At 44.6% G+C, this 25335-nt stretch carries 21 protein-coding genes; 19 read left to right on the top strand and 2 right to left on the bottom strand.

Annotated features, from left to right (window positions below; translation table 11 throughout):
* Nucleotides 1-35: 35 nt before the first annotated feature.
* Nucleotides 36-686 (bottom strand): haloacid dehalogenase type II, encoded by a 651-nt coding sequence (locus HFA01_RS13100; RefSeq protein ID WP_146816945.1) that lies wholly within the window; start codon nucleotides 684-686, stop codon nucleotides 36-38.
* A gap of 76 nt (nucleotides 687-762) precedes the next feature.
* On the opposite strand from HFA01_RS13100, the gene HFA01_RS13095 reads away from it, so the two are divergent.
* The gene (locus tag HFA01_RS13095; protein WP_146816943.1) at nucleotides 763-1323 is read left to right on the top strand and encodes a metal-dependent hydrolase; all 561 of its coding nucleotides are present in this window, start codon (nucleotides 763-765) and stop codon (nucleotides 1321-1323) included.
* A 103-nt stretch (nucleotides 1324-1426) separates the two neighbouring features.
* Nucleotides 1427-2314, top strand: coding sequence for a COX15/CtaA family protein (locus tag HFA01_RS13090; protein WP_146816941.1), 888 nt, complete (start codon nucleotides 1427-1429; stop codon nucleotides 2312-2314).
* A gap of 149 nt (nucleotides 2315-2463) precedes the next feature.
* Here HFA01_RS13090 and HFA01_RS13085 read toward each other — a convergent pair whose 3' ends face one another.
* Nucleotides 2464-5667 carry a DEAD/DEAH box helicase gene (locus HFA01_RS13085; RefSeq protein WP_146816939.1) on the bottom strand — a complete coding sequence of 1068 codons (3204 nt, stop codon included), beginning with the start codon at nucleotides 5665-5667 and terminating at the stop codon, nucleotides 2464-2466.
* Nucleotides 5668-5984: 317 nt separating this feature from the next.
* Here HFA01_RS13085 and HFA01_RS13080 point away from each other — a divergent pair, with 317 nt between their 5' ends.
* The 17 genes from HFA01_RS13080 (at nucleotide 5985) to HFA01_RS13000 (ending at nucleotide 25290) form a co-directional block, all read left to right on the top strand.
* A complete protein-coding gene (locus tag HFA01_RS13080; protein ID WP_146816936.1) occupies nucleotides 5985-7574 on the top strand; it encodes a peptide chain release factor 3 in 1590 nt (529 codons plus the stop codon).
* 215 nt (nucleotides 7575-7789) lie between these two features.
* Nucleotides 7790-9769, top strand: coding sequence for an excinuclease ABC subunit UvrB (gene uvrB / locus HFA01_RS13075; protein ID WP_146816934.1), 1980 nt, complete (start codon nucleotides 7790-7792; stop codon nucleotides 9767-9769).
* 7 nt (nucleotides 9770-9776) lie between these two features.
* Nucleotides 9777-12653, top strand: a complete 2877-nt coding sequence (gene uvrA, locus HFA01_RS13070; protein ID WP_146816932.1) for an excinuclease ABC subunit UvrA — start codon at nucleotides 9777-9779, stop codon at nucleotides 12651-12653.
* Between the two features lie 66 nt (nucleotides 12654-12719).
* Nucleotides 12720-13091 carry a YojF family protein gene (locus tag HFA01_RS13065; protein WP_146816930.1) on the top strand — a complete coding sequence of 124 codons (372 nt, stop codon included), beginning with the start codon at nucleotides 12720-12722 and terminating at the stop codon, nucleotides 13089-13091.
* The gene (bshB2, locus tag HFA01_RS13060; protein WP_146816928.1) at nucleotides 13084-13740 is read left to right on the top strand and encodes a bacillithiol biosynthesis deacetylase BshB2; all 657 of its coding nucleotides are present in this window, start codon (nucleotides 13084-13086) and stop codon (nucleotides 13738-13740) included. The genes HFA01_RS13065 and bshB2 overlap by 8 nt, the downstream gene beginning before the upstream one ends.
* A 101-nt stretch (nucleotides 13741-13841) precedes the next feature.
* Nucleotides 13842-14873 carry a DUF4097 family beta strand repeat-containing protein gene (locus HFA01_RS13055; protein ID WP_146816926.1) on the top strand — a complete coding sequence of 344 codons (1032 nt, stop codon included), beginning with the start codon at nucleotides 13842-13844 and terminating at the stop codon, nucleotides 14871-14873.
* A gap of 34 nt (nucleotides 14874-14907) precedes the next feature.
* Nucleotides 14908-15261 (top strand): phage holin family protein, encoded by a 354-nt coding sequence (locus HFA01_RS13050; protein WP_174787830.1) that lies wholly within the window; start codon nucleotides 14908-14910, stop codon nucleotides 15259-15261.
* Nucleotides 15262-15592: 331 nt separating this feature from the next.
* Nucleotides 15593-16525 carry an HPr(Ser) kinase/phosphatase gene (gene hprK / locus HFA01_RS13045; RefSeq protein WP_146817183.1) on the top strand — a complete coding sequence of 311 codons (933 nt, stop codon included), beginning with the start codon at nucleotides 15593-15595 and terminating at the stop codon, nucleotides 16523-16525.
* Nucleotides 16526-16540: 15 nt separating this feature from the next.
* Entirely contained in the window at nucleotides 16541-17374 is an 834-nt protein-coding gene (gene lgt, locus HFA01_RS13040; RefSeq protein ID WP_218027766.1) for a prolipoprotein diacylglyceryl transferase, read from the top strand.
* A 13-nt stretch (nucleotides 17375-17387) separates the two neighbouring features.
* Nucleotides 17388-18344 (top strand): nucleoside recognition domain-containing protein, encoded by a 957-nt coding sequence (locus tag HFA01_RS13035; RefSeq protein ID WP_146816920.1) that lies wholly within the window; start codon nucleotides 17388-17390, stop codon nucleotides 18342-18344.
* Nucleotides 18319-18957, top strand: coding sequence for a pyrophosphatase PpaX (gene ppaX, locus HFA01_RS13030; protein ID WP_146816918.1), 639 nt, complete (start codon nucleotides 18319-18321; stop codon nucleotides 18955-18957). The genes HFA01_RS13035 and ppaX overlap by 26 nt, the downstream gene beginning before the upstream one ends.
* A 4-nt stretch (nucleotides 18958-18961) precedes the next feature.
* The gene (locus tag HFA01_RS13025; protein WP_146816916.1) at nucleotides 18962-19483 is read left to right on the top strand and encodes an acyltransferase; all 522 of its coding nucleotides are present in this window, start codon (nucleotides 18962-18964) and stop codon (nucleotides 19481-19483) included.
* On the top strand, nucleotides 19480-20040 hold the full coding sequence (locus tag HFA01_RS13020; RefSeq protein ID WP_146816914.1) for a glycerol-3-phosphate responsive antiterminator: 561 nt from the start codon (nucleotides 19480-19482) through the stop codon (nucleotides 20038-20040). Before HFA01_RS13025 ends, HFA01_RS13020 begins: the two co-directional genes overlap by 4 nt.
* 105 nt (nucleotides 20041-20145) lie before the next feature.
* The gene (locus tag HFA01_RS13015; protein ID WP_146816912.1) at nucleotides 20146-20964 is read left to right on the top strand and encodes an MIP/aquaporin family protein; all 819 of its coding nucleotides are present in this window, start codon (nucleotides 20146-20148) and stop codon (nucleotides 20962-20964) included.
* Nucleotides 20961-22460, top strand: a complete 1500-nt coding sequence (gene glpK / locus HFA01_RS13010) for a glycerol kinase GlpK (RefSeq protein WP_146816910.1) — start codon at nucleotides 20961-20963, stop codon at nucleotides 22458-22460. The genes HFA01_RS13015 and glpK overlap by 4 nt, the downstream gene beginning before the upstream one ends.
* A gap of 232 nt (nucleotides 22461-22692) precedes the next feature.
* Nucleotides 22693-24360 carry a glycerol-3-phosphate dehydrogenase/oxidase gene (locus tag HFA01_RS13005; protein WP_146816908.1) on the top strand — a complete coding sequence of 556 codons (1668 nt, stop codon included), beginning with the start codon at nucleotides 22693-22695 and terminating at the stop codon, nucleotides 24358-24360.
* 111 nt (nucleotides 24361-24471) lie between these two features.
* Nucleotides 24472-25290 carry a hypothetical protein gene (locus HFA01_RS13000; RefSeq protein WP_146816906.1) on the top strand — a complete coding sequence of 273 codons (819 nt, stop codon included), beginning with the start codon at nucleotides 24472-24474 and terminating at the stop codon, nucleotides 25288-25290.
* Nucleotides 25291-25335: the final 45 nt, after the last annotated feature.

The raw sequence follows: 25335 nt of genomic DNA, 5'->3' as shown, positions 1-25335 counted from the left end.
TAAAAGACGGAGCCCTCGAAGGGACTCCGTCTTTTTTAGTCCGGGATTTCATTAAGAGTGTTGATCACGTGGGTCGGATTGATCCCAAGTTCCGGCCACTTTTGCTTCTTCCGATTCACCCAGGCCGTATGGAAACCGTAAGAAGCTGCCCCCGTAATGTCCCAAGGATTACTCGAAAAGAACAGGATCTCTTCTTTTTCAAATCCTAACTGTTCATGGGCGTAGCTGTAGGCATTCGGGTGAGGCTTGTAGACCTCAACGTCGTCAGCGCTGAGTAAATCAAAGTCTTCTTTCAGTTGATTATTTTCTAAAAGAGGCTGAAGCATGGAACGCGTGCCGTTTGAGAAAATAGTGAACGTCTTGTCTTGATGGTTCTGTTTTAGTGAAGGGACTTCATCGTAAGGCTGGAGTAGCTCATATTCGTGCATCAGGTCTTCCACAACCTCCGGCTTGACATCTACATCACTGTAAGCGAGGGCATCGAGCAGTGCCCACCTGGTAATATCGGTGAATGGCTTGTATCCTTGGATCAACTGACGTACGAGGAAATAGTGAACTTGACGGCTGCGCCATTCTTCACTTACCTTAGGACCTTGATCAGGGAAAAATTGATGAATTTTCTTCATGACGCTATGGACGTCAAACAGCGTTCCATACGCATCAAAAACGTAAGCTTTATAGGTCATCGATTTATGCTCCTTTCCATTGGTTAGGTTCCCCCTAGGGATTAAGGGTAAACAAGAAGTTAGGGGAGGGAGAAAAATGAATACACTGCACCATGGCTACTGGACATTTTTTGCAACAAGAAAACAAAGGTTCACCGGCTGGTTTATTTTTGGAAGTCTTTCACCCGACATTGTGTATTATGTCATGTTTATCTATCTAAGTGTAAGAAGACAGGCCTGGCAGGTCGTGGACGACGCTGATCCCATGCGCTCGTTATTTGGTTTGGTTCATGATCTGTTTGAACATCCAGTCGTTTTTATACTGCGTCATGCCGGTCATTCGTTATTTGTGTGGGGGATCTTTTTTGTCATCGTTTTGATCTGGAAAGGAAGGGAGCTCTCGATGTGGACCGCTTTTTCCTATGGGTGGCTCGGACATGTGATCCTTGATATTCTGACTCATGCTGATGATGCGGTTCCTGTGTTTTACCCGATCAGCAGCTATACATTTAACAGTCCAGTATCCTATTGGGATGACGACCATTATGCAAACGTTTTTTCACTGGTAAATACCTTCTTGATTGCGGTTTCTCTCCTCTATTTGATCATTGGTAAAATCAGGAAGAAGCGCCGTTCACAAAAAGTTCATGACTCATGACGGCGCTTTCTTTTCTCTATCTCCCAAAATTCATGATATGATTTACTTAGGAAACAAACAATATTCATGACATCATGATCATAGATAGAGAAAGGGTAAGACGATGAAGAAATTTTCAATTCTAACAACATTCGTTACGTTTCTCGCATTGATCCTCGGCAACCTGGTCGTTGCGACAAACTCAGGGGACGCGTGTGGGACGACATGGCCAGTCTGTAACGGAAAGGTTTTTCCTGATATTACGGATTATCATGTCATTATAGAGTATTCACACCGTTTGATGGTTCCATTGCTGATCATGCTTACTGCCATTAATGCTGTCGGTGCGATCTATAAGTACCGCAAAAACAAATCTGTATTTATTTTAGCTATTTTAAGTTTGGCACTGCTTGTATTTCAATCCATGATTGGAGGGTTGAACGTCCTTCTAGGGACACCACCAGGGTTCACAACGTTCGACGTTACGTTCAGTCAGCTGCTGTTAATTGTTCTCGTGTTGTTGAGTTACAGTCTTCATGAGAAAAAAATTGAGCTGAACCGGACAAGTTGGGAATCCGTGTCGATGAGTTACCGTGCTTTTCTGCTGGGGTATATCGCCTATATTGCACAGGTGATCCTCGGTGCATTCTTTAAACACAGCCGCGCGAGCAATGTCATGATGGACATTCCAGCGATGGAGTACTTGATTACAAGTGAGTCCGTTGCGAACGCCGTGTATTCTTTACACTGGGTCGCTACGTTTGTTGTCATTGTAGCAGCTATCTGGTTTGTCATCTATGCTTCGAGGTTCAAATACCATATCGCGTTGTCCTGGGCTTATTTAATCTCCCTTCTGCTGAATGCAGTGGTAGGATTCATTATTGTGGTTACAGGGAACGTCGTTCTCGCTTCCTCGATGCACATGCTCATTTCCACAGTGACGATGGTCATCGGCGCCTGCATCCTTGGAGGATACTGGTTCAAACTGCAAAAGAAAACAATGAAAGCCTAAAAAGAAAGCTGCCGGGATGGCAGCTTTCTTTTTAGGTTGATATGGTAAATATTGTATGACCTGGTCTGGAATGAAGTTCCAGACCAGGTCATACAATATTTACCATTAAACGGCAGGCAAAAGAAAAAGAGCCGTTTGGGGACGGCTCTTTATTGGAAGAGTTGTTTGATTTCTTCTTCACTTAGGGAAGTAAGCATGGATTCTCCTGGTTGGATGATTTGGTCAACGAGATCACGTTTCTTCTGTTGAAGCTGATAGATACGCTCTTCGATTGTGCCTTCGGATATCATCCGGATGACCTGTACGACTTTTTCTTGACCAATACGGTGCGCACGGCCCGCCGCTTGTTCTTCGATGGCCGGGTTCCACCAAAGGTCGTAAAGGATAACCGTGTCCGCACCAGTAAGGTTCAGACCGGTGCCTCCTGCTTTCAAGGAGATGAAGAATGCATCTTTTTCTCCTTCGTTGAAAGCTTCAACCATTTCCATTCGTTTTTCTGATTTTGTGCTGCCATCTAAATAGAAAGCCTGTAATCCTTCTTTAGCGAGTTCGTCATGCATCTTGGTCAGCATGCTTGAAAACTGAGAAAAGATCAACAGTCGGTGGCCACTTTCTTTCAGCTCTCGGGTTAGTTCTTTCAACTGCTCCAACTTTCCGGACTGCCCTTCATAGTTTTCAAGGAACAATCCGGGATGGCAGCAAATTTGCCGCAGTCTTGTTAGTCCAGCAAGTATCTCGAGCTTGCCCCGCTGAATGCCTTTGGTGGCAATCGTTTCTTGAATATCGTTTTGAATTCGCTCCAAGTAGGCGAGGTAGACTTCTTTCTGTTCCCGCGTCAGCTCTGAATACTGGACGGTATCAATCTTATCTGGCAATTCATCGAGCACTTCTGTTTTCATCCTTCTTAGAATGAACGGACGCGTCATAAGAGAGATTTTTTCAGGCTTCAATTGCAAAAACTTTTTCTTGCTCGTGAAAAATCCTGGCATGATGGTACGAAACAGCGACCAGAGTTCCTGCAGGGAATTTTCAATCGGTGTACCACTTAAGGCAAAACGATGTCTAGATTTAATTGATCTTACAGCCACCGCTGTTTTCGTCGTTTCATTTTTAATCGCTTGTGATTCATCGAGGACCATTGCGTGAAACTTTTGTTCTTCATAGGAAGTAATGTCCTGCCTGAGCAATGGATACGATGTAATCCAAATATCTTTACTTGCTGCTTCGTTCAGCGCTTCCTGCCTTGCCATTGGGTCCCCCGTCAAAATCTGCACCGACAATTGAGGGGCGAATTTTTCAATTTCCTTTTTCCAATTGTAGACGAGTGAGGCAGGAGCGATGATGATGGCTGGGTCTGTCATGTTCCCTTTTAACTTTTCATCTAACAAGAAAGTAATGGTTTGAATGGTTTTCCCTAACCCCATATCGTCAGCGAGCACACCGCCTAAACCGTAATGGCTGAGCATTTTCATCCATCGAAAGCCAGTCAATTGGTATGGCCGTAGGTCCGCTTGCAGACCTTCTGGAGGATCAATTTCAAAGGATTGAGGTGATTTCAGTCGATCGACAAGCTCTTGGAAAAGTTGATTTCTCTCTGACTCATTTGGATTCAAAGCATCTTCCACCTGCAAGCTTCGCGCTGTTGAAACTTGAAAATGGTTGTCTTCCAAATCTTTTGTACTCAAGTCGAGGTCATCGACAAGTCTTTGAAAACGATCGAAGGATTCACTCGTTAACGCCATGAGCGCACCATCAGATAAACGGTAATACTTTTTCCGTTCAATGACGGCTTTAAGAGCTTCTGTGACGTCATGATCACTAATGCCATCAATAGTAAAATTGATATCCAGCCAATTACCGTCGCTCTCCAGCTCAACGGATGTCTGCAGTTCGAGTGGTCGATCTTCTACAAGGGAACGGACGGAAGAAGAAAGGTAGACGTCACTGTGCTCTTTCAACTTAGGCAAATAATGATAAAGGAATTGATCCAGCTTGTCCTCATCTTCAATGTAGACCATCTCTCCATCAAACTTGAATTCAGCAAGCTCAATAATCTGCATGATTTCCTGTTCTGTCTGTCGATCCCGTCTTACGATTGTTTGATTACTCAATGGCTGCTCATTGAACGGATCGATCGTTAAATCACCATATTGAAACTTCACATCGATCGTGAGTGTCCACTGTTGAAAATCCAAGTAGGCCTTAGCGACAAGCGACTCCTGGACAATTTTTTCCTGAGCGGATCGATCAAGCTGTACATCTGCGATGGTCTCAAGCTCAGGAAGAACATACGACACAATCCCTTCCATATCATGATGGCTCACTGTGTGGTTGCCGTTAGAATTGTACGGAAGGATAGTGTAGAGCGTTTGAAGGACCTCTTCTTTCTGATGATCGACAGGATAGAAGCTTCCTTCTTTATAGAGAAGATGGTAATCCGATAGATAATCGTAATCTTTCAAATGGTTCATATGCATATGAAAATGGCCTCGTTCTTCCGAGACGTAGAAAGAAAGGTTCGGGAATTCATCCTCAAACCGGACAGGTCCTACGTTTTCTCCCCGCTCCAAAACCTCTGTCTGCTGCTTCTCTAAAAGCGGAAGCAGTTGAGTAGCAAGAGCTGGAGAAACTTTTAAGATTTTCGGTTCGGAAGAATTCCACTGTTGTTCATAAAATTGCTCTTGTTCGTAAGCGAGCTGCAGTAATCTTAGAATTTCCCTGTCGTCTGCAGAAAAGGAGTGTTCTGCAGGATCGTACGTAAACTTTTTAGTAATTCGGTAGGCTTGATCTTTACGGATATGATCAAGCAAATCACGGATGTTTTTAATCACATAGGGATAGTTTTCTCCGAGCTTCATTTCCAAACCGAGACTTTTTGAGCCGAGAATCGATTGGAGGTGAAGGTAATATTGAATTTGAAGAGGTTTCTTCAAGTCCTGGGCTCCGCGATTTTCCTGACGCTGTCTGAAAGCCTCAAACAAGCTGACCGCAAACATCCGGTCCTGGTTCGTCAATCCGGTCTGTGATTTCCGACCCTTTTCCGCCAGTTTCGGCGCCAGGTCTTCTAACGTCTTTTCACGGATGGCGATCAGGACCGCCGCAATATGTTTACACGTGTAGTAGGTGGAATAAGCTGCACACTCACACGTCGCTTCAACATCATCGTCCTCAAAAAAGAATACGCGGACTTCATAGTCGTGTGTACCTGCAACGACTGCCCGCCAAGAACGAATCGCACTATTATGAGAAAGGCCGTAAACCTTCCCGCGTTCGAAGTATTGCTTTCCGCGCGTGTAAAAAGTCTGACCAGTGATTTTCTTTATATCGTTCGGTTGTAATAAGTAACTCTGCATAACTGGCATCCTTACTATCGTTTTTATCCCATTATAACAGGTTTGAACACCTAAAGAGAATGAGAGGGATTTAGGAATAAATGTAGGACCAGGTCATCCAGATTCTGGATGACCTGGTACACCAATATCTGGAAGGTGTTCGTTTTTGTGATTGATTTTACATGTGGGTTATGCTAACTTTCAAAGTATAATCAAAAAATTCGACGAAGGCGCTTGAGTGTGTGAGCGCTTTTTTTATGGAGTGAATCTGCCAATGTAAAACGTATATCCTACCCAGCCTAATGTATTGAAATTCTTAATAAACGGAGGATATCACGATGAGTCAAATACAAAATGAAATGAAGAAACGCCGTACGTTTGCTATTATCTCCCACCCGGACGCCGGTAAAACAACGATGACGGAGAAAATGCTATTATTCGGAAACTTGATCCGATCCGCAGGTACGGTAAAAGGGAAAAAGTCTGGTAAGTTTGCGACATCGGACTGGATGGAAATCGAGAAGCAGCGTGGAATTTCTGTTACGTCCAGTGTGATGAACTTCCCTTACAAAGATTATCAAGTGAATATTTTGGATACACCCGGACACGAAGATTTCAGTGAAGACACGTACCGCACATTGACCGCTGTTGACAGTGTGGTTATGGTCATCGATGGAACAAAAGGGATCGAGGCGCAGACGCTCAAGCTATTTAAAGTTTGTAAAATGCGCGGCATCCCGATCTTCACTTTTATTAACAAAATGGACCGTGAAGGCCGTGAGCCGCTGGAATTGATGGAAGAAATCGAAGAAACGTTGAATATCGAAACCTATCCAATGACCTGGCCGGCAGGTATGGGCAAGCGCTTCTTAGGCGTCTTCGACCGTGAAAATGAGCAATTTGTTCAATATACAGGTAACGAGGAAGAAGAATACATTCCATACAGCGAACTAGATCAGCATCCTGAGTTAACGGAAAATGCCACGTTCCAGGAATCGGAAGAAGAAATGGAAATGGTCGCTGAAGCTGGGGATACCTTCGATATGGAAAAAGTGATGCGCGGCGATCAGACGCCTGTCTTCTTCGGAAGTGCTCTTGCTCCATTCGGGGTGGAAACTTTCTTCAATTCATTCATTGATATGGCTCCTGAACCGGCGCCGAGAAAATCAACGGAAGGTATTGTTTCTCCGGATCATGAAGAGTTCTCTGGTTTTATCTTTAAAATTCAGGCGAACATGAATCCGCAGCACCGCGACCGGATTGCTTTTGTCAGAATCTGTTCTGGTAAATTCGAGCGCGGAATGAACGTTACACTTTCCCGTACAGGAAAAACGTTCAAGCTGGCACAATCCCAGCAATTTGTGGCTTCTTCCCGTGGAACCGTGGAGGAAGGGTATGCCGGAGATATTATCGGAATCTATGATCCGAACGTCTACCGAATCGGAGATACGATCGTAACTGGTAAATCCAACTTCCAGTACGATGAGCTCCCGCAATTCCCACCTGAACTATTTAAAAAAGTAACGGCGAAAAACGTCATGAAATCCAAGCAGTTCCGAAAAGGGTTGGAACAGCTTGTACAAGAAGGCGCAATCCAGTTGTTCAAACGTTATCGTTTCGAAGACTATATCATCGGAGCGGTTGGAGAGCTTCAATACGAAGTCTTTGAATACCGCATGAAGAACGAGTACAACGTAGATATCGAGTTGACTCCTCTTGGCGAACGCATCCCGCGTTGGTTGAAAGAAGACCAGGTTGATGAGTCGTTGTTTGATGAGCGAAACATGCTCGCGGAAGATCGAGAAGGCAACCCGCTTGTCCTCTTTAAGAACGACTTTTCTCTACGTTGGTTCCAAGATAAAAACCCAGACATCGAGCTGGTCGACCTGTTCGAAGTCAACGAATACAACCAAACGTTGAATTCCTAATAAGCGAAGCACTTTGCATCCTGCAAAGTGCTTTTTTTATTGTGAGAAATGGGATAAACTGGATGACCCGGTATGTAAATTACTTCCATAACAGGTCATCCAGTAATTGACAGCGCACACTCAAATGCGAATGTTTGTTCGTTCGATGTTAGAATGGTAAACTGTTGTGGTAAACTAAAAAGTACGAGTATAGACAATGAACGGAGGTTTTCGTCGTGGAGGAGAAGTTTGAATTAGTTTCACAGTATTCACCACAAGGGGATCAACCGCGAGCAATTGAGGAACTTGTTCAAGGGATTGAACGAGGAGATAAGCATCAAACATTGCTCGGGGCCACAGGTACAGGAAAGACATTTACGATGTCCAATGTCATTGAACGAGTGAATAAACCGACACTGATCATCGCCCATAACAAAACGCTTGCTGGACAGTTATATAGTGAGTTCAAAGAGTTTTTCCCGAACAATGCTGTCGAGTATTTTGTCAGTTATTATGACTACTATCAGCCAGAAGCTTATGTGCCTTCTTCAGATACGTTTATTGAAAAAGATGCGAGCATCAATGATGAGATTGATAAATTACGCCACTCAGCGACTTCTGCTCTCTTCGAGCGGAACGATGTCATCATCGTTGCTAGTGTTTCTTGTATCTATGGTCTCGGTTCTCCCGACGAATACCGCAGCCAGGTGCTGTCAATAAGAACGGGGATGGAAAAAGACCGTGATGAGTTATTGAGAAATCTTGTAGATATTCAGTATGCGAGAAATGATATCGACTTTCAGCGCGGTACCTTCCGAGTCCGCGGGGATTCAGTTGAAATTATCCCCGCTTCTAGAGAGGAACATGCGATGCGGGTGGAATTTTTCGGAGATGAAATTGACCGCATACGTGAAGTGGATGTATTGACTGGTGAAGTAGTGGGAGATCGTGACCACGTAGCGATCTTCCCTGCTTCACACTTCGTCACTCGGGAAGAAAAATTGAAAAAAGCGATCAAAAATATAGAAAAAGAGTTGGAAGCCCGCCTAAAAGAATTGCGTGATCAAGATAAGTTACTGGAAGCTCAGCGTCTTGAACAACGGACAAATTACGATCTTGAAATGATGAACGAGATGGGCTTTTGTTCTGGAATCGAGAACTATTCGAGACACCTGACATTCAGAGAAGAAGGCGCAACCCCTTACACCTTGCTTGATTATTTTCCAGATGACTTCCTTATGATGATTGATGAGTCTCACGTAACACTTCCTCAAGTCAGAGGGATGTACAACGGAGACCGAGCGCGAAAACAAGTACTGGTGGACCATGGTTTCCGGTTGCCTTCAGCTATGGATAACCGTCCGCTCATGTTCCCTGAATTTGAAGAACATATCAATCAGATCGCTTACGTTTCTGCGACCCCTGGCCCTTATGAAATTGAACATACACCGAAGATGATTGAACAGATTATTAGACCGACAGGCTTACTGGATCCGGAAATTGACGTCCGCCCGATCCATGGTCAAATCGATGACCTTGTAGGGGAAATCAATAAACGGAAAGATAAAAATGAACGCGTCCTCGTGACGACATTAACGAAGAAGATGTCTGAGGATTTGACCGATTACCTTAAAGACTTAGGAATTAAGGTTGCTTATTTACACTCGGAAATTAAGACACTGGAACGTATTGAAATCATCCGTGATCTAAGGGTAGGGAAATACGATGTCATTGTTGGAATCAACCTGCTTCGTGAAGGACTGGATATTCCAGAAGTGTCACTTGTAACCATTCTGGATGCGGACAAAGAAGGGTTCTTGCGTTCCGACCGCTCTCTCATCCAGACGATTGGCCGAGCCGCTCGAAATGAAAACGGTCGAGTGATTATGTATGCTGATAAGATGACGAAGTCCATGCAGTATGCGATTGATGAAACGTACAGACGTCGTGAAAAACAAATCGCTTATAACGAAGAGCATGGCATCACACCGCAAACGATTAGGAAAGAAGTCCGTGACGTCATTAAAGCGACAAACGTTGCCGAGGACGAAGCTGGGTATGATACAGGTAAGAAACCTTCAGAAATGACGAAGAAAGAACGTCTGGAAATGATCGACAATCTAGAAACCGAAATGAAACAAGCCGCACGCGATCTCGATTTCGAACGGGCAGCTGAACTGCGTGATGTGCTGTTGGAATTAAAAGCGGAGGGATGAAAAGAGTATGGCCAGTAAACATATCAGTATTAGAGGAGCACGTGCTCACAATTTAAAAAATATCGATATCGACATCCCGAAAAACAAACTGGTCGTGATGACCGGTTTGTCCGGTTCAGGGAAGTCTTCTTTGGCCTTTGATACGATTTATGCAGAAGGACAGAGACGCTACGTTGAATCACTAAGTGCTTATGCACGCCAGTTTTTAGGACAAATGGATAAGCCCGATGTGGACTCCATTGAAGGACTGTCACCGGCAATCTCCATTGACCAAAAAACAACGAGCCGAAACCCGCGTTCAACCGTTGGTACCGTAACAGAAATCTATGACTACCTGAGGCTATTGTTTGCCCGGATCGGGCGTCCGACGTGTCCGAAGCACGGCGTGGAAATCAGTTCACAAACGGTTCAGCAGATGGTCGACCGCGTGATGGAATATCCGGAAAGAACAAAGCTCCAAATCCTTGCGCCCGTGGTGTCTGGTAGAAAAGGTGAACACGCTAAAGTTTTTGAGCAGCTTCAAAAGGAAGGTTATATCCGCCTTCGTGTCAACGGGGAAATGCGCGAAATTTCCGAGGAAATAAATCTCGAGAAAAATAAAAAGCACTCGATTGAGGTCGTCATCGATCGAATCGTTGTAAAAGAAGGCGTAGAAGGCCGACTTTCTGACTCTATTGAGACAGCTCTTAAACTTGGCGGTGGTCATACGATCGTTGATGTAATCGGAGAAGAAGAACTGATGTTCAGTGAACATCATGCGTGTCCAATCTGTGGCTTTTCCGTTAGTGAATTGGAGCCAAGAATGTTCTCATTCAACAGCCCTTATGGAGCTTGTAATCGTTGTGACGGGCTAGGGACACAACTTGAAGTGGACATCGACCTTGTCATCCCTGATTGGAGCCGCTCCCTGAATGAACATGCCATTGCTGCATGGGAGCCGCAAAGTTCTCAATACTATCCTCAGCTCCTGAAAAGTGTTGCCGATCATTATGGAATCGATATGGATAAACCATTCCGTGATCTTCCGGAAGAACATAAAGAAAAGGTGCTTTATGGAAGTGGGGAAGACAAAATCTACTTCCGTTATGAAAATGATTTTGGAAAAGTGCGGGAAAATGATATTTTCTTCGAAGGTGTCATTCCGAACATTGCTCGTCGTTACCGTGAAACGAGCTCTGATTACATCCGTGAACAGATGGAAAAATACATGGCACAAAAACCGTGTCCGAAGTGTAAAGGGAATCGCTTGAATGAAGAAGCACTGGCGGTACTAATCGACGGAAAGCACATCGGTATCACAACCGATTATTCTGTGACTGAAGCGAAGGAGTTCTTCGAGGCTCTTGAGTTGACCGAAAAAGAAGAAACGATCGCCCGTATGATTCTTAAAGAAATCTGTGAACGTCTAAGCTTCTTAGCGAACGTAGGGCTGGATTATTTAACCCTGTCACGTTCGGCTGGGACACTGTCCGGTGGTGAGGCTCAGCGAATTCGACTGGCGACTCAAATCGGTTCGGCCCTTACTGGCGTTCTATATGTACTTGATGAACCGTCCATTGGTCTCCACCAGCGGGATAATGACCGATTGATCAATACCTTGAAGCGGATGCGCGATCTTGATAATACGCTGATCGTCGTTGAGCACGATGAAGATACAATGCTGGCCGCCGATTACCTAATCGACATTGGTCCTGGAGCAGGTGCACACGGTGGTGATATTGTCACTCAAGGAACACCAAAACAGGTGATGAAGAGCCGTAAATCCTTGACGGGCCAATATCTTTCAGGCAAAAAGTTTATTCCTTTACCAGCAGAGCGTCGGAAGGCGGATGACCGCTTCCTGAAAATTAAAGGCGCAGAAGAAAACAACCTTAAAAAAGTGGATGCAGAGATTCCGCTCGGAGTGTTCACAGCTGTAACAGGCGTTTCCGGTTCTGGAAAAAGTACACTGATTAACGAGATTCTTTATAAATCTCTATCAATGAAGCTGCACAATGGAAAACAAAAACCCGGGAAACATCAAATGATTGAAGGGATGGAACATCTGGATAAAGTGATTGATATCGACCAATCCCCAATCGGCCGGACTCCACGCTCCAATCCAGCTACTTACACGGGCGTGTTTGATGATATTCGAGATGTTTTCGCTCAAACGAATGAAGCGAAAATCAGAGGATATAAAAAAGGCCGGTTCAGTTTCAATGTCAAGGGTGGCCGTTGTGAGGCATGCCGCGGGGATGGAATCATTAAGATTGAAATGCACTTCCTTCCTGACGTTTATGTCCCTTGTGAAGTTTGCGATGGAAAAAGGTATAACCGTGAAACATTGGAAGTGAAGTACAAAGGAAAGAGCATCGCTGATGTATTAGGAATGACCATTGAGGAAGCGCTCGACTTCTTTGCCAACATTCCTAAGATTAAGCGCAAGCTTCAAACGGTCGCCGATGTAGGACTTGAATATATTAAACTCGGTCAACCTGCAACTACTCTCTCGGGAGGAGAAGCGCAACGAGTGAAGCTTGCCAGTGAACTCCATCGCCGCTCGAATGGAAAGTCCTTTTATATTTTGGATGAGCCAACAACAGGTCTGCATGTGGATGACATTTCAAGGTTACTGAAAGTGTTGCAAAGACTTGTAGATAACGGGGATTCTGTATTGATTATTGAGCACAACCTTGATGTCATTAAAGAAGCAGACCACATCATTGATCTCGGACCAGAGGGTGGCGAAAACGGAGGTCGAATTATCGCAAGCGGCACTCCTGAGCATGTATCGGAACAGGAGATTTCCTATACGGGTCGTTATTTAAAACCGGTACTGGAACGCGACCGGGCACGGATGGATAAGAAAATGAATGCCCGTGAAAAAGTAGGGAGCAAGTAGATGTTTTGACGCTTGTCTCTAAATTGAGTATCGTTAAACAAGAATCGTTTGACGGGAGGAATACGAGTGGATGCCATTCAACAGAAAGTTGTTCAAGAAAAAATTGATCAATTAGCAAATAAAGAAGTTTATGTACACTTAGAAACGACAAACGGGGCTTATGCCAGTCACTTCGATGAAAATGCGTACAACGTCGGGGCTTTCATCCGAAACGCGCAAGTCTCTTATCAACACGGAAAAATCGTCAGTACTGGAGGATCTTACCGCGTAGGTTTGAAACTGGACTTAGGCTGGGTCTATGCTGAAGGATTAACGGATTTCGAAATTGATGAAAAGAATCGCCTGCTTATGGCAGGTCATGATCGCGAAGGCCGTTTAATGGTTGCTCTCGAAATCAGTGAAACACCCTTTTCCCATGAGGCGGATCCAGATGAGTAAGGAAAGAGTGGTTGTCATTTTCCCTCATCCGGATGATGAATCGTTCGGAGCGTCTGGAACAATTTCTAAATTCCGTGATGAAGGCGTACCGGTCACCTATCTATGCGGTACACTCGGGGAAATGGGCCGGAACATGGGCAATCCTGTATTCGCTAATCGGGAAACGCTCTCTTCTTTTCGAAAGAAGGAGCTGGCTGAAGCAGCTAAACAATTGGATATAGACGTTGAAATGCTTGGCTACAGGGATAAAACATTAGAGTTTGAGCCCCGGAAGCAAGTGGCTGAGCACCTGAAAGAACGAATCGAAGCATTAGGAGCAACCATTATCATTACTCATTATCCTGGGTATGCTGTTCATCCCGACCATGATGCGCTTGGTGCTGCAGTGATCGATGCTGTGGAGGACATGCCAGAAGAAAACCGTCCCCAAGTGTGGATGCATGCCATTTCCAATCAGTCCGAACAGGATTTAGGAAAGCCTGACATTGTTGCGGATGTACGACCTTACTGGGAAAGAAAATTAGCAGCCATCAAGGCGCATCTCTCCCAGGCTGACGGGATGATGAGTTTGATCGAGGATCATGATCAAGCATCCGAGCAATTAGAACGACTGAAAACCGAACGTTTTTACACGTACAAATTCCAATGAACCCTTACACCTGAGAAACCAACCAAGTTTTCTCAGGTGTTTTTTAGTTTTTGAACCCTTTCGATAGGGAAAAACGTAAGAGATGAAAAGGAGCTGATCTTATGAATGAAGAACGTATGAAAATTCTACAAATGATCGAAAAAGGCACCATCTCTGCTGAAGAAGGAGCAAAACTATTAGAAGCTGTAGAACAACCTTCTTCAAAAGAATCAGATCAACGTGAGAAGTCTAAGTACGGGCTAAGAAATTTTCTGGATGATGCCATGGAAAAGATTAAAAATGCTGATTTCGATTTTTCATTTGGAGAATATGTTGAATTCAGTGATGATTCAATTCTTCCTCACGAGGAATTTCAAGATGCCGACCTTTCTATATCCAACGGTTCTTTAAACGTTCATACTTGGGACCAGGAGGATGTAAAAGCTTCCTATCAGGTTAAAGTCTATCAAGTGGAAACAGAAGAAGAGGCGCGAGCAAGGTTTCATGATGAAACACAAATGGATATAAAGAATGGTCTTCTGCGCATCGCCAGTCCATCAAAGAAGATAAAAGTGAATGTAGATTTATACATTCCCAATAAAAAATATGAATTTATCAAATCCCAATTAACGAATGGAAATCTTGACCTAGAGAACATCAAGAGTGATCATTTCCAGATGAAAACATCCAACGGATCCGTGAAAGCCAAGCAGCTTTCTGGAAAGACATGTAAGATGCAGACTGGCAATGGTGCGATCCAATTGCTAGAAGGCATTTTTGAAGAGTGTGAAACCGACACGATTAATGGAGCTATTTCACTTTCAGGAGATCTTGGAAAAGCGGATGCTGCTACGGTCAGTAGCTCAATAACTGTTGATTATAAGGGGGCGAAAGCACACACAGGTTTTTATAAAACCACCACTGGCAGAATACAAGTGTCTCTTCCAACTGAAAAGAAAATCGATGGTGTGTTGAGAACAAAGTTCGGTCAAATTCAATGTGAATTAGAAAATTACAAGATATTGAAAGATCGAAAAGATGTCGCTAACAAAATGTTGGAATTCGAAGCGTACGAACAATTCGAAAATGCATATCATATAGAAGCAGAGACGAAGACGGGTTCTGTCACCGTACAACCTCCTGTCCGTCTCTGAGAAGAGAACGATTCACGAAAGGCAGGGTGAAATTATGAAAAATTGGTTGATCCATATCTTCGTTAACGCCATTGCAATTATTGCAGTCGGAGCACTTTTCGATTCTGTAATCATTGACGGCGTTGGAGGCGCATTGCTAGCGGCATTCATTCTATCAATTCTAAATGCCATCGTAAGACCGGTCTTAGTTATTCTTACGTTACCGATTACGATTCTATCTCTCGGTCTATTCCTATTCATCATCAACGCCATTACCTTGTGGCTGACGGATGCATTCCTAGGAAGTACTTTTGAGATTGATGGTTTTGGCATGACCATCATCGCCGCCATTATCATATCTCTGATCAACCTTGTGTTGAACAGCTTAATCAAGGATATGAAAAAATAACCCCCGTACCGTATGAGCTCGCTCATACGGTATTTTTATTGAATTCCTTTCATCACGAACGCTTCCGCAGGGCGTTAGCCCGAGGAAGCTCGCCACTCCCCACAGAAAAGTGAGATGCTTACCACCAGCCTTGGCTCACAATAAGGCAACGAACCCCGAAACATCTCAAAATCAAGTCTTCCACAAACCTGTCATATGGCTGAATTCCTTTGCCACAGTACCGAGGGTCTGCCTAAGGGAAATGGTGGTAAAAAACCTCCCTATCCAAGATTTATTGAAAACATGCTACAATAGGGGACAGTGATTGATGAAAGAGGAGGTTGATGGACAAATGAGCAAGGTCCGTACACAAGATTTGTTAGAACAATTTGCGCTTGAACTCGTTGCCGGTGCTGACGGCGTCCACCGTGAAATACATATGAGTGATATTTCTCGTCCTGGAGTAGAAATGACAGGGTATTTTAAATTCTATCCGAAAGATCGTCTGCAGCTGCTCGGCAAGACAGAACTCTCTTACTTTAATGAACTGACGAAAGACCAGAGAAGAGAACGAGCTGAAAAACTTTGTACAGATGTGACACCTGGAATCGTTATTACCCGGGGAATGGATATTCCTGATGAACTTAGTGAAGCCGCGAATGAGGCGGGCGTTCCACTGATGTTATCGCCATATAAGACGACAAGAGTCATTAGTCGCCTGACGAATTATTTGGAAACCAAGTTTGCTCCGTTTACGGCCATCCATGGTGTACTAGTCGACATTTACGGTATTGGTGTTTTGATCACTGGTCAAAGTGGTGTGGGTAAAAGTGAGACCGCTTTGGAACTAGTTAAGCGTGGGCACCGGCTTGTGGCTGATGATAGTGTTGAAATTCGACAGGAGGATTATGACACGTTAATCGGAAACAGCCCGCCACTGATTGAGCATCTTCTGGAAATTCGTGGACTAGGCATTATCAATGTGATGACATTGTTCGGTGCGGGGGCTGTTCGAAGCTATAAACGGATCACGCTCGTCATCAACCTTGAGTTGTGGGAGAAGAACAAACAATACGACCGTCTTGGTTTAGAAGAAGAAACGATGAAGATCATGGATGTTCAAGTTCCGAAAGCAACGATTCCTGTTCGTCCTGGCCGTAACCTTGCTGTCATTATCGAAGTTGCTGCTATGAACTTCCGTTTGAAGCGTATGGGCGTCAATGCTGCTGAAGAGTTTTCAGAGCGTTTGACGAAAGTCATCGACCAAGATCAAACGCAGGAGTAAAGGAGGAAACCGATTATGATGTGTACACCTGAACCGTTGAACCCGGTCTTCCTCCAATTAGGTCCGCTTTCCATCTACTGGTATGGGTTGATTATTGCCACAGGAGCATTTCTTGGACTATGGATTGCAACGAGAGAAACCGAACGTCTCGGTTTGAAAAAAGATTACATGGTCGATATCGTTGTATTTGCCATTCCGGCAGCCATCGTGTGTGCAAGACTTTATTATGTCATCTTTGAATGGGATCGGTATGCGGGAGGACCGTGGTGGAAAGTTTTTGCAGTGTGGGAAGGCGGAATCGCCATTCACGGGGCGTTGATTGGCTCCGTGTTGACCGCATATATTTACACGAAAATAAAGGGGATATCATTCTGGATGATGGCGGATATTGCTGCACCGAGTATCATTCTTGGACAGGCGATTGGACGCTGGGGGAACTTTATGAACCAGGAAGCCCACGGTGGTCCGGTATCCGAATCATTTTATAATAACTTTATGCAGTATTTGCCTGGATTCATCAATCAGCAAATGTGCATTGATGGGACGGTCTATCACCCGACCTTTTTATATGAATCCCTGTGGAACATCATCGGATTTGTATTGCTGTTAGTATTGCGTCATAAATTTAACCCTCGCCGTGGAGAAGTGTTCTTAAGCTATGTGATTTGGTATTCTGTCGGCCGTTTCTTTGTCGAAGGCATGAGGACAGACAGCCTTTATCTCTTTGGTGAGATTCGTACGGCACAATTTATTTCCATCGTGCTTGTCATTGGAGCGGTCATTGCGATCATTTACCGCAGAAAGAATGGCATGGCGAATAAATATTATAGCGGAAAGAAAGTAAAATAAGGGAGCAGGTAACATGAAGGGGATTTTCAAACGCGGGAGTAAAAAAGGGCTGGAGTTAACGTGGACGCTTGGGAAAGTCATTTTTCCCGTAACATTAATCGTTACGATTCTTCAGTACACACCTGTCCTCCCATGGGTCATGGAGAAATTAGAACCTTTGATGGGGTGGATCGGACTCTCCGGTGAAGCCGCTGTACCCCTTGTTATTGGAAACATGTTAAATCTTTATGCAGGTATTGCGGCTATCATCTCTTTCGATTTTACGGTAAAAGAAGTATTTATCCTTGCCGTGATGCTTTCCTTTTCCCATAACTTACTGATTGAATCGACCGTGGCTAAAAGGGTAGGCGTGAGCTGGTGGTTTGTGGCCGGCGTCCGGTTGGGTCTTGCATTGGTTTCAGCTGCCCTCATCAACATTTTCTGGAAAGGCGGAGGCGAAACCGCGAAATACGGTTTTGCGCCTGAAAAGACAGTGGATCCTAATGGATGGGCAGAAATCATTATTCAGGGAGTGCAGACCGCCTTCTTGGGCATCGTGCAGCTTGCCTTGATTGTCATCCCATTAATGATTTTCATGCAGTATTTACGTGAAAAGGGATGGCTGGACCGTTTTTCTGGCTGGGTAGCTCCTGTAACAAGATTTCTAGGGATGGAACGCAACACATCCATGACTCTTGTCGCTGGGCTTACCATCGGACTCGCTTACGGTGCAGGCTTGATGATCCAGGCAGTTGAAGAGGACGGCGTTTCCAGGAAAGATATGTATCTAGCCATTCTTTTCCTCGTCTCCTGTCACGCAGTCGTTGAGGATACACTCATCTTCATTCCGCTTGGCATTCCCGTTTGGCCCCTGCTTTTGATCCGTTTATTGACGGCAATAGTGTTAACGGCTGCTGTCGGCTTCGTCTGGAATAGACTACAACAGAAAAGAAAGGATCCTTCCAATGAGCATACGTACCATTCTCTTTGATTTAGATGGAACGTTGATCGATACCAACGAATTGATCATCGCTTCTTTTACCCATACGATTGAACAATATTCTGATCGCTCGTATGAGCGTGAGGAGATTCTCGACTTTATCGGCCCCCCTTTAAGGGAGAGTTTGCACAAAGTGAACCCTGACAAAGTGGAGGAAATGGTCGAGACGTATCGTAAACATAACATTGAAAACCACAACCGTTACGTTAAAGCCTATGAAGGCGTAGTGGAGACGATTGAAACCCTGAAAGATCAAGGGTACAAATTAGGTATTGTTACCACGAAAATGAGGAATACCGTTCATATGGGGCTTGAACTGACAAATTTGGACGGTTTATTTGAAACGATCATTACATTGGATGATGTGACGAATGCGAAGCCACACCCGGAGCCGATTGTGAAGGCTTTAAACCTTCTGAATGCGCAAGCTTCTGAGGCGATGATGGTCGGAGATAATACACACGATATTGAAGCAGGACAGAATGCGGGGACGAAAACGGCCGGGGTAGCCTGGACCGTGAAAGGGAGAAAAGTCCTTGACGATTTGAACCCCGATTACATGCTCGATAACATGCGTGACTTATTAAAAATTACAGGAGGATGACTGTATGAGGAAAACGGAACGCTACCCGGTCAAAGGAGCCAATTCACTTTGGCACATTTATAAGACGGTCCCGTTTTTCAAAGTGGTCAAAAACTTCATCGTGATTCAAATGGCCCGGTACACCCCTTTTCTATCAATGAAGAATTGGTTGTACCGGACTTTTCTACATATGAAGGTTGGGGATCAAACGGCTTTTGCCTTAATGGTCATGGTGGATATTATGTTTCCTGAAAAAATCAAGGTAGGGCGGAATTCGGTTATTGGTTACAATACAACCATTCTCGCTCATGAATATTTGATTGAAGAGTACCGTCTCGGGAATGTTGTGATCGGGGATGAAGTCCTGATTGGAGCCAACACGACCATTCTTCCTGGTGTGACAATCGGTGACCGCGCTGTTGTTTCTGCCGGTACTTTGGTACATAAAGATGTGCCTGCGGGTGCCTTTGTAGGAGGGAATCCGATGCAGCTCATCTATACGAAAGAACAGATGGAAGAACGAAGAAAGAACGGGGGAGAAGAATGACTTTGACTCAGTCGGTTCTGCCTGCAGTGAAGAAAATCAAAGAATTTGAAGCCTTATTAGAGAGTGAAACAGATTATATCATTCTTTTGGAGAGCCGCTTGGGGCTTTTGAGGAAATTAGTTAGAATTGGACAAAAGGCTGGTAAAAAAGTTTTTGTCCATGTAGACTTGATTCAAGGTTTGAAAGCAGATGATTATGGCATGGAATACATAGGGCAGGAGGTGAAACCTGATGGGGTCATTTCCACGAGAGCCCATGTCATTCAGCAAGCGAAAAAGTATCATCTTGTTTCTGTGCAGCGGTTGTTTTTAATCGACAGCCAGGCGATTGAACATAATGTGAAGCTCATCCAAAAAACGGCGCCGGACTTTGTTGAAGTTTTACCAGGCGTTTTACCGGGAATGATAAAAGAGATCAAGGAGCATATCGGCATTCCTGTTATTGCTGGAGGCTTGATTCGTACTAAGGAAGAAGTGAATCAAGCGCTTGCTTCGGGTGCTTCTGCCGTCTCTACTTCACGTTCTGAATTATGGCGTTTTAACAGCGAGAATACATAATCACCTTTCGTGAAGAGGTTGACGGATCCACACAATGATTAGATCAAACTAATGTTGTGTGGTTTTTTGTACGTCAAACGTGGTACACAGAAAGGAGATCACATCATGACAGAATTCATGGGTGAGCTGATTGGCACCATGATCCTCATTATATTCGGGGGCGGTGTCATCGCAGGTGCAAATTTAAAAGCAACAAAAGCAGAAGGAAACTGGGTACTGATTACCATTGCCTGGGGACTTGCGGTAGCCATGGGTGTGTACGCCGTAGGGAGAGTGACAGGGGCGCACATCAACCCTGCCGTTACACTTGGACTGGCAACGGTCGGGGATTTCCCCTGGAGTAAAGTCCCGATGTATATGACCGCTCAGATGGCCGGTGCATTCTTGGGAGCTGTCATCGTCTTCTTTCATTACCTACCTCATTGGAAGGATACAGAAGACCAGTTGGCGATCAAGTCGATCTTTTGTACAGACCCTGCCATCCGTAGTCCAATTTCAAACCTTGTCAGTGAGATCATTGGAACTTTTGTATTAGTTATGGGAATCTTGTTTATTGGCGCGAACGAATTTACACAGGGGTTGAACCCTCTTATTGTGGGTTTGCTGATCGTAGCCATCGGGATGTCCCTAGGGGCAACAACGGGGTATGCGATCAACCCAGCTCGTGATTTGGGACCTCGAATAGCTCATGCTCTGTTACCGATTCCAGGAAAAGGAGACTCGGACTGGGGTTATTCCTGGATCCCTGTTTTAGGACCGATCATTGGTGGCATCTATGGTGGGTTATTTTATCAGGCCATTTTTGAAGCCAATGCGAATGGCTGGTTTTGGAGCAGCACCATCATCATTTTACTTATCTTACTTTCCTCCATGCGTGTGGAGCTGAAAAAAGTGCATCAATCTGAAAAAGGAGTGGAATCATGAAGCAGTACATTTTATCAATTGATCAGGGTACAACAAGTTCAAGAGCGATTTTGTTCAATCATGAAGGGAAGATCGTAGAAACCGCTCAAAAAGAATTTGAACAGCATTTTCCAAAGCCGGGTTGGGTTGAACATGATGCAAACGAAATTTGGACATCTGTTCTTGCCTGTATTGCGGATGTTCTAAGAAAATCAGATATTGAAGCGAGTCAGGTCGCAGGGATTGGTATTACAAACCAACGTGAAACGACGGTCGTTTGGGACAAAAACACGGGTAAACCGATTTATAAAGCGATTGTATGGCAGTCCCGTCAAACGCAAAGCATCTGTAATGAGCTGAAAGAGCAAGGGCTGGAACAAACATTTAGAGATAAAACAGGATTATTGCTCGACCCATACTTTGCAGGAACTAAAGTGAAGTGGATTCTGGACAATGTGGACGGAGCAAGAGAAAAAGCAGAAAACGGAGACCTCATGTTCGGAACGATTGACACATGGCTCGTCTACAAGCTTTCCGGACAGAAAGCACATGTGACAGACTATTCCAATGCCTCCCGGACATTGATGTATAACATCCATGACTTGAAGTGGGATGATGAACTGCTTGAGATCTTAGATGTACCGAAAAGCATGCTACCGGAAGTGAAGCCTTCCTCTGAAGTTTATGCAGATACGGTAGATTATCACTTTTTCGGAAAAGAAGTCCCGATTGCCGGAATCGCTGGTGATCAGCAGGCAGCTCTTTTCGGACAAGCGTGTTTTGAAAAAGGGATGGGTAAGAACACATATGGAACTGGTGGTTTCATGTTATTGAACACAGGAGAAGAAGCAGTCAAATCCGAGCATGGACTGTTAACGACGCTTGCCTGGGGTATTGACGGGAAAGTTGAATACGCCCTGGAAGGAAGCATTTTCGTATCAGGTTCGGCGATCCAATGGCTTCGTGACGGTTTAAAAATGGTGGAGACTTCTCCACAGAGTGAGGAAATCGCTGGTCAGGTGAAATCGACGGACGGCGTTTATGTTGTTCCCGCGTTCGTTGGACTCGGCACGCCTTATTGGGATAGCGAAGCTCGTGGAGCAGTCTTCGGTCTGACGCGTGGAACGACTAAAGCTCACTTCGTAAGAGCGACGCTTGAATCTCTGGCATACCAGACGAAAGATGTTGTCGATGCAATGGTCGAAGACTCTGGTATTGAAGTGAAAAAACTTCGTGTCGATGGAGGAGCCGTTAAAAACAACCTCTTGATGCAGTTCCAAAGTGATTTGCTTGATGTAACCGTGGAGCGTCCGGAAGTCAATGAAACGACGGCTCTTGGTGCGGCTTATCTTGCCGGGCTTGCTGTAGGTTTCTGGGAAGATCGAAAAGAAATCGCAAATCAGTGGAAAGTGGAAAGAGAATTTGAGCCTAGTATGAATGAGGAGAAAAGTAAGAAACTATACAAAGGCTGGCAAAAAGCTGTGGAAGCGACAAGGGTCTTCAAACAAGAAGAATAATTCCTTGAAAACATCTCCCTCTCTGATATAATAGAGTTACAAGTTAATGGAAACGGTCGGAGATACGGAGAGACCACGAAGCTTTATGCAATGCGCATAAGAGTTTTCGTGGTCTCTTTTTTTATGATATGAGTGAGCACTCGATGAGCATTCCGACACATAATCTTTGCTGAAAAAGGGAATACCCGTATCAGACCATGAATTAGAAGACAACGTAAGAAGGAGAGATAGCATGCAATCATTTTCTAGTTACGAAAGAGAAAATCAGTTCAACCGTTTAACACAGGAAGAGTGGGATGTACTTGTTATAGGTGGAGGAATTACAGGTTCTGGAATCGCTCTCGATGCTGCTAGCCGCGGCATGAAAACGGCAGTGGTCGAAATGCAGGATTATGCAGCAGGAACATCTAGTCGCTCCACAAAACTGGTGCACGGCGGTTTGAGATATTTGAAACAGTTCGAAGTGAAAATGGTCGCGGAAGTAGGGAAAGAACGAGAGATCGTTTATGAAAATGGCCCCCACGTGACGACACCAGAGTGGATGATGCTGCCATTCCATGAGGGTGGTAACTTTGGGCCGTTCTCTACGAATGTGGGTCTTCGTGTGTATGATTACCTTGCCGGGGTCAAAAAATCCGAGCGCCGGACGATGATGAGTGCCGAAGAAGCCATTGAACGGGAACCTCTTGTGAAAAGAGATGGACTGAAAGGCGCAGGGTACTATGTTGAATATAAAACGGATGATGCCCGCCTGACGCTTGAAGTTATGAAGAAGGCTGTAGAGCACGGAGCATGTTCCACGAACTATGCGAAGGTTGTTGATTTCATTTATGATGACCATGGTTCTGTTGTGGGTGCGAAAGTGGAAGATACGGTTACAGGTGAACAATACCATGTGAAGGCGAAGAAAATCATTAATGCGGGTGGTCCTTGGGTTGATGAACTTCGTGAAATCGACGGTTCAAAAAAAGGAAAAACGCTGCAGTTGACGAAAGGCGTTCACCTTGTTTTTGATCAATCGGTCTTTCCTTTGAGACAAGCGATCTATTTCGACAGTCCTGACGGCCGTATGATTTTCGCTATTCCACGAGATGGCAAGACGTATGTGGGGACGACTGATACGACCTACGATCAGGAAATTGCTCACCCGACAATGACCGAAGATGACCGTGATTATATTTTGAACGCCATGAAGACCATGTTCCCAACCGTTGAAGTCACGGCTAATGATGTAGAATCTAGCTGGGCAGGACTGCGTCCACTCATTCATGAAGAAGGGAAAGACCCATCTGAAATTTCTCGTAAAGACGAAATCTTCGTATCAGATTCCGGTCTCATCTCCATGGCTGGTGGTAAGCTTACTGGTTATCGTAAAATGGCACAAACCGCCGTCGACCTCGTTCGCGATCAGTTGATGGAGGAGCACGGAATTCGCTATTCTGACTCTGAAACGAAAAACATGCCGATCTCTGGTGGCGATGTAGGAGGATCCAAAGGCTTCAAAAAATATAAAGAAGAACGCCTTCAAATTGGTGAATCTTTAGGATTGAGTCAAGAGGATGCCGATAAATTGATCCAACTTTACGGGTCTAATGTCGATAAAGTCTTCAACAACTTCAAGGATCGAAAAGAAGAGGCAGCTCAAGAAGGAGTCGACCCAGTCGTCTTTGCCCAACTCGCATACGCATTGGAAGAAGAAATGACGTACAAACCAGTCGACTTCTTTGTCCGCCGAACGGCTGCTCTATTTTTCAACATCCAGTGGGTACGTGATCACAAAACATCCGTGGTTGACTATATGGCGAAAGCCCTGAATTACAGTGAGCAGCAAAAACAGGAATATACGGAACAGCTTGATCAACTTTTAAAAGAAGCTGTCACACCAATTGAATACGTTTAATTCCAAAAGACTTCTCCTTTAGCGGAGGAGTCTTTTTCTTACATATTCTTGAAACTTTCATCGTTCTTTTTCGTACTTATGGTAGAGCTTCTTTTCTGAGGAGGAACTAAGATGTCGCTTGTTCAAAACATGATTTATCAAGATGCAAGAAGGCAATTATGGACTGGAACCTTGCTCTCATTTATATCCATCGTTTTTATCATGGGGATGGTCACTTTGAATCCAAGCAGTTTTGTTATTTCTGTCGTGTACGCAGCCATATTTGCAATCACGGGAGTTGGGCTCTTAAAAGCAGGCTACTCTGATCTTCAAAAATCCAAAACCGTTCTGGATTTTGAAAAAGACCTCACGAAACACTCCATAGAAAGAGTGCCCGCCCGGATGTATATGGGACAAAAAGCACTCAAAACCTTCCAGGCAGGAATATTTGATATGGATGGGGAGAGTTACGGAGAAATTCAAGAAAATATCCAGTGGAAACATAAAGCCTTCGCGATGTTTACAGCCCTGTTTTCCTATGATCAATTCAGACCAGCCGTGTACACTTTTAAAAACCAGCGTGGGCAATCGCTCTACCAGATTGAAAAAAAGGGCGGTTTCCAGTGGAGAGGATATATTCAACACGAAGCAGGAGCGTATGTGGCTTATACGAAGCAAACGAAAAATAAAACGAAAGGGCAGCGCATCACTCGGTATATAGAAGCGGATCAATGCCGCTGGAGTGCAGAAGGGGACGATTTCATCGGCCATTACAAAATTAAAGATCATGAAGGGAAGGTATGGGCAGTCATAAAAAGAGGGGCCATTCCTCGTGAAGCGGCCGAGCGTTTCGAAAAAATGCCCGGCTACTTGGTCGAATGGAACATCCGCGACAACATCCCCGCCTCCCTCCTAGCCTTCCTATTCCTCCTCCAATCCAAAGAAAGATAAGTTGCTGCATTATTAAATAATCTGGCAGGATTCTTGAAGACTCAG

It is taken from the genome of Halobacillus faecis, assembly GCF_007991335.1.
Lineage (GTDB): Bacteria > Bacillota > Bacilli > Bacillales > Halobacillaceae > Halobacillus > Halobacillus faecis.
Note: the sequence above shows the minus strand (reverse complement) of the source record. Positions and strands in the feature narration are given on the sequence as shown.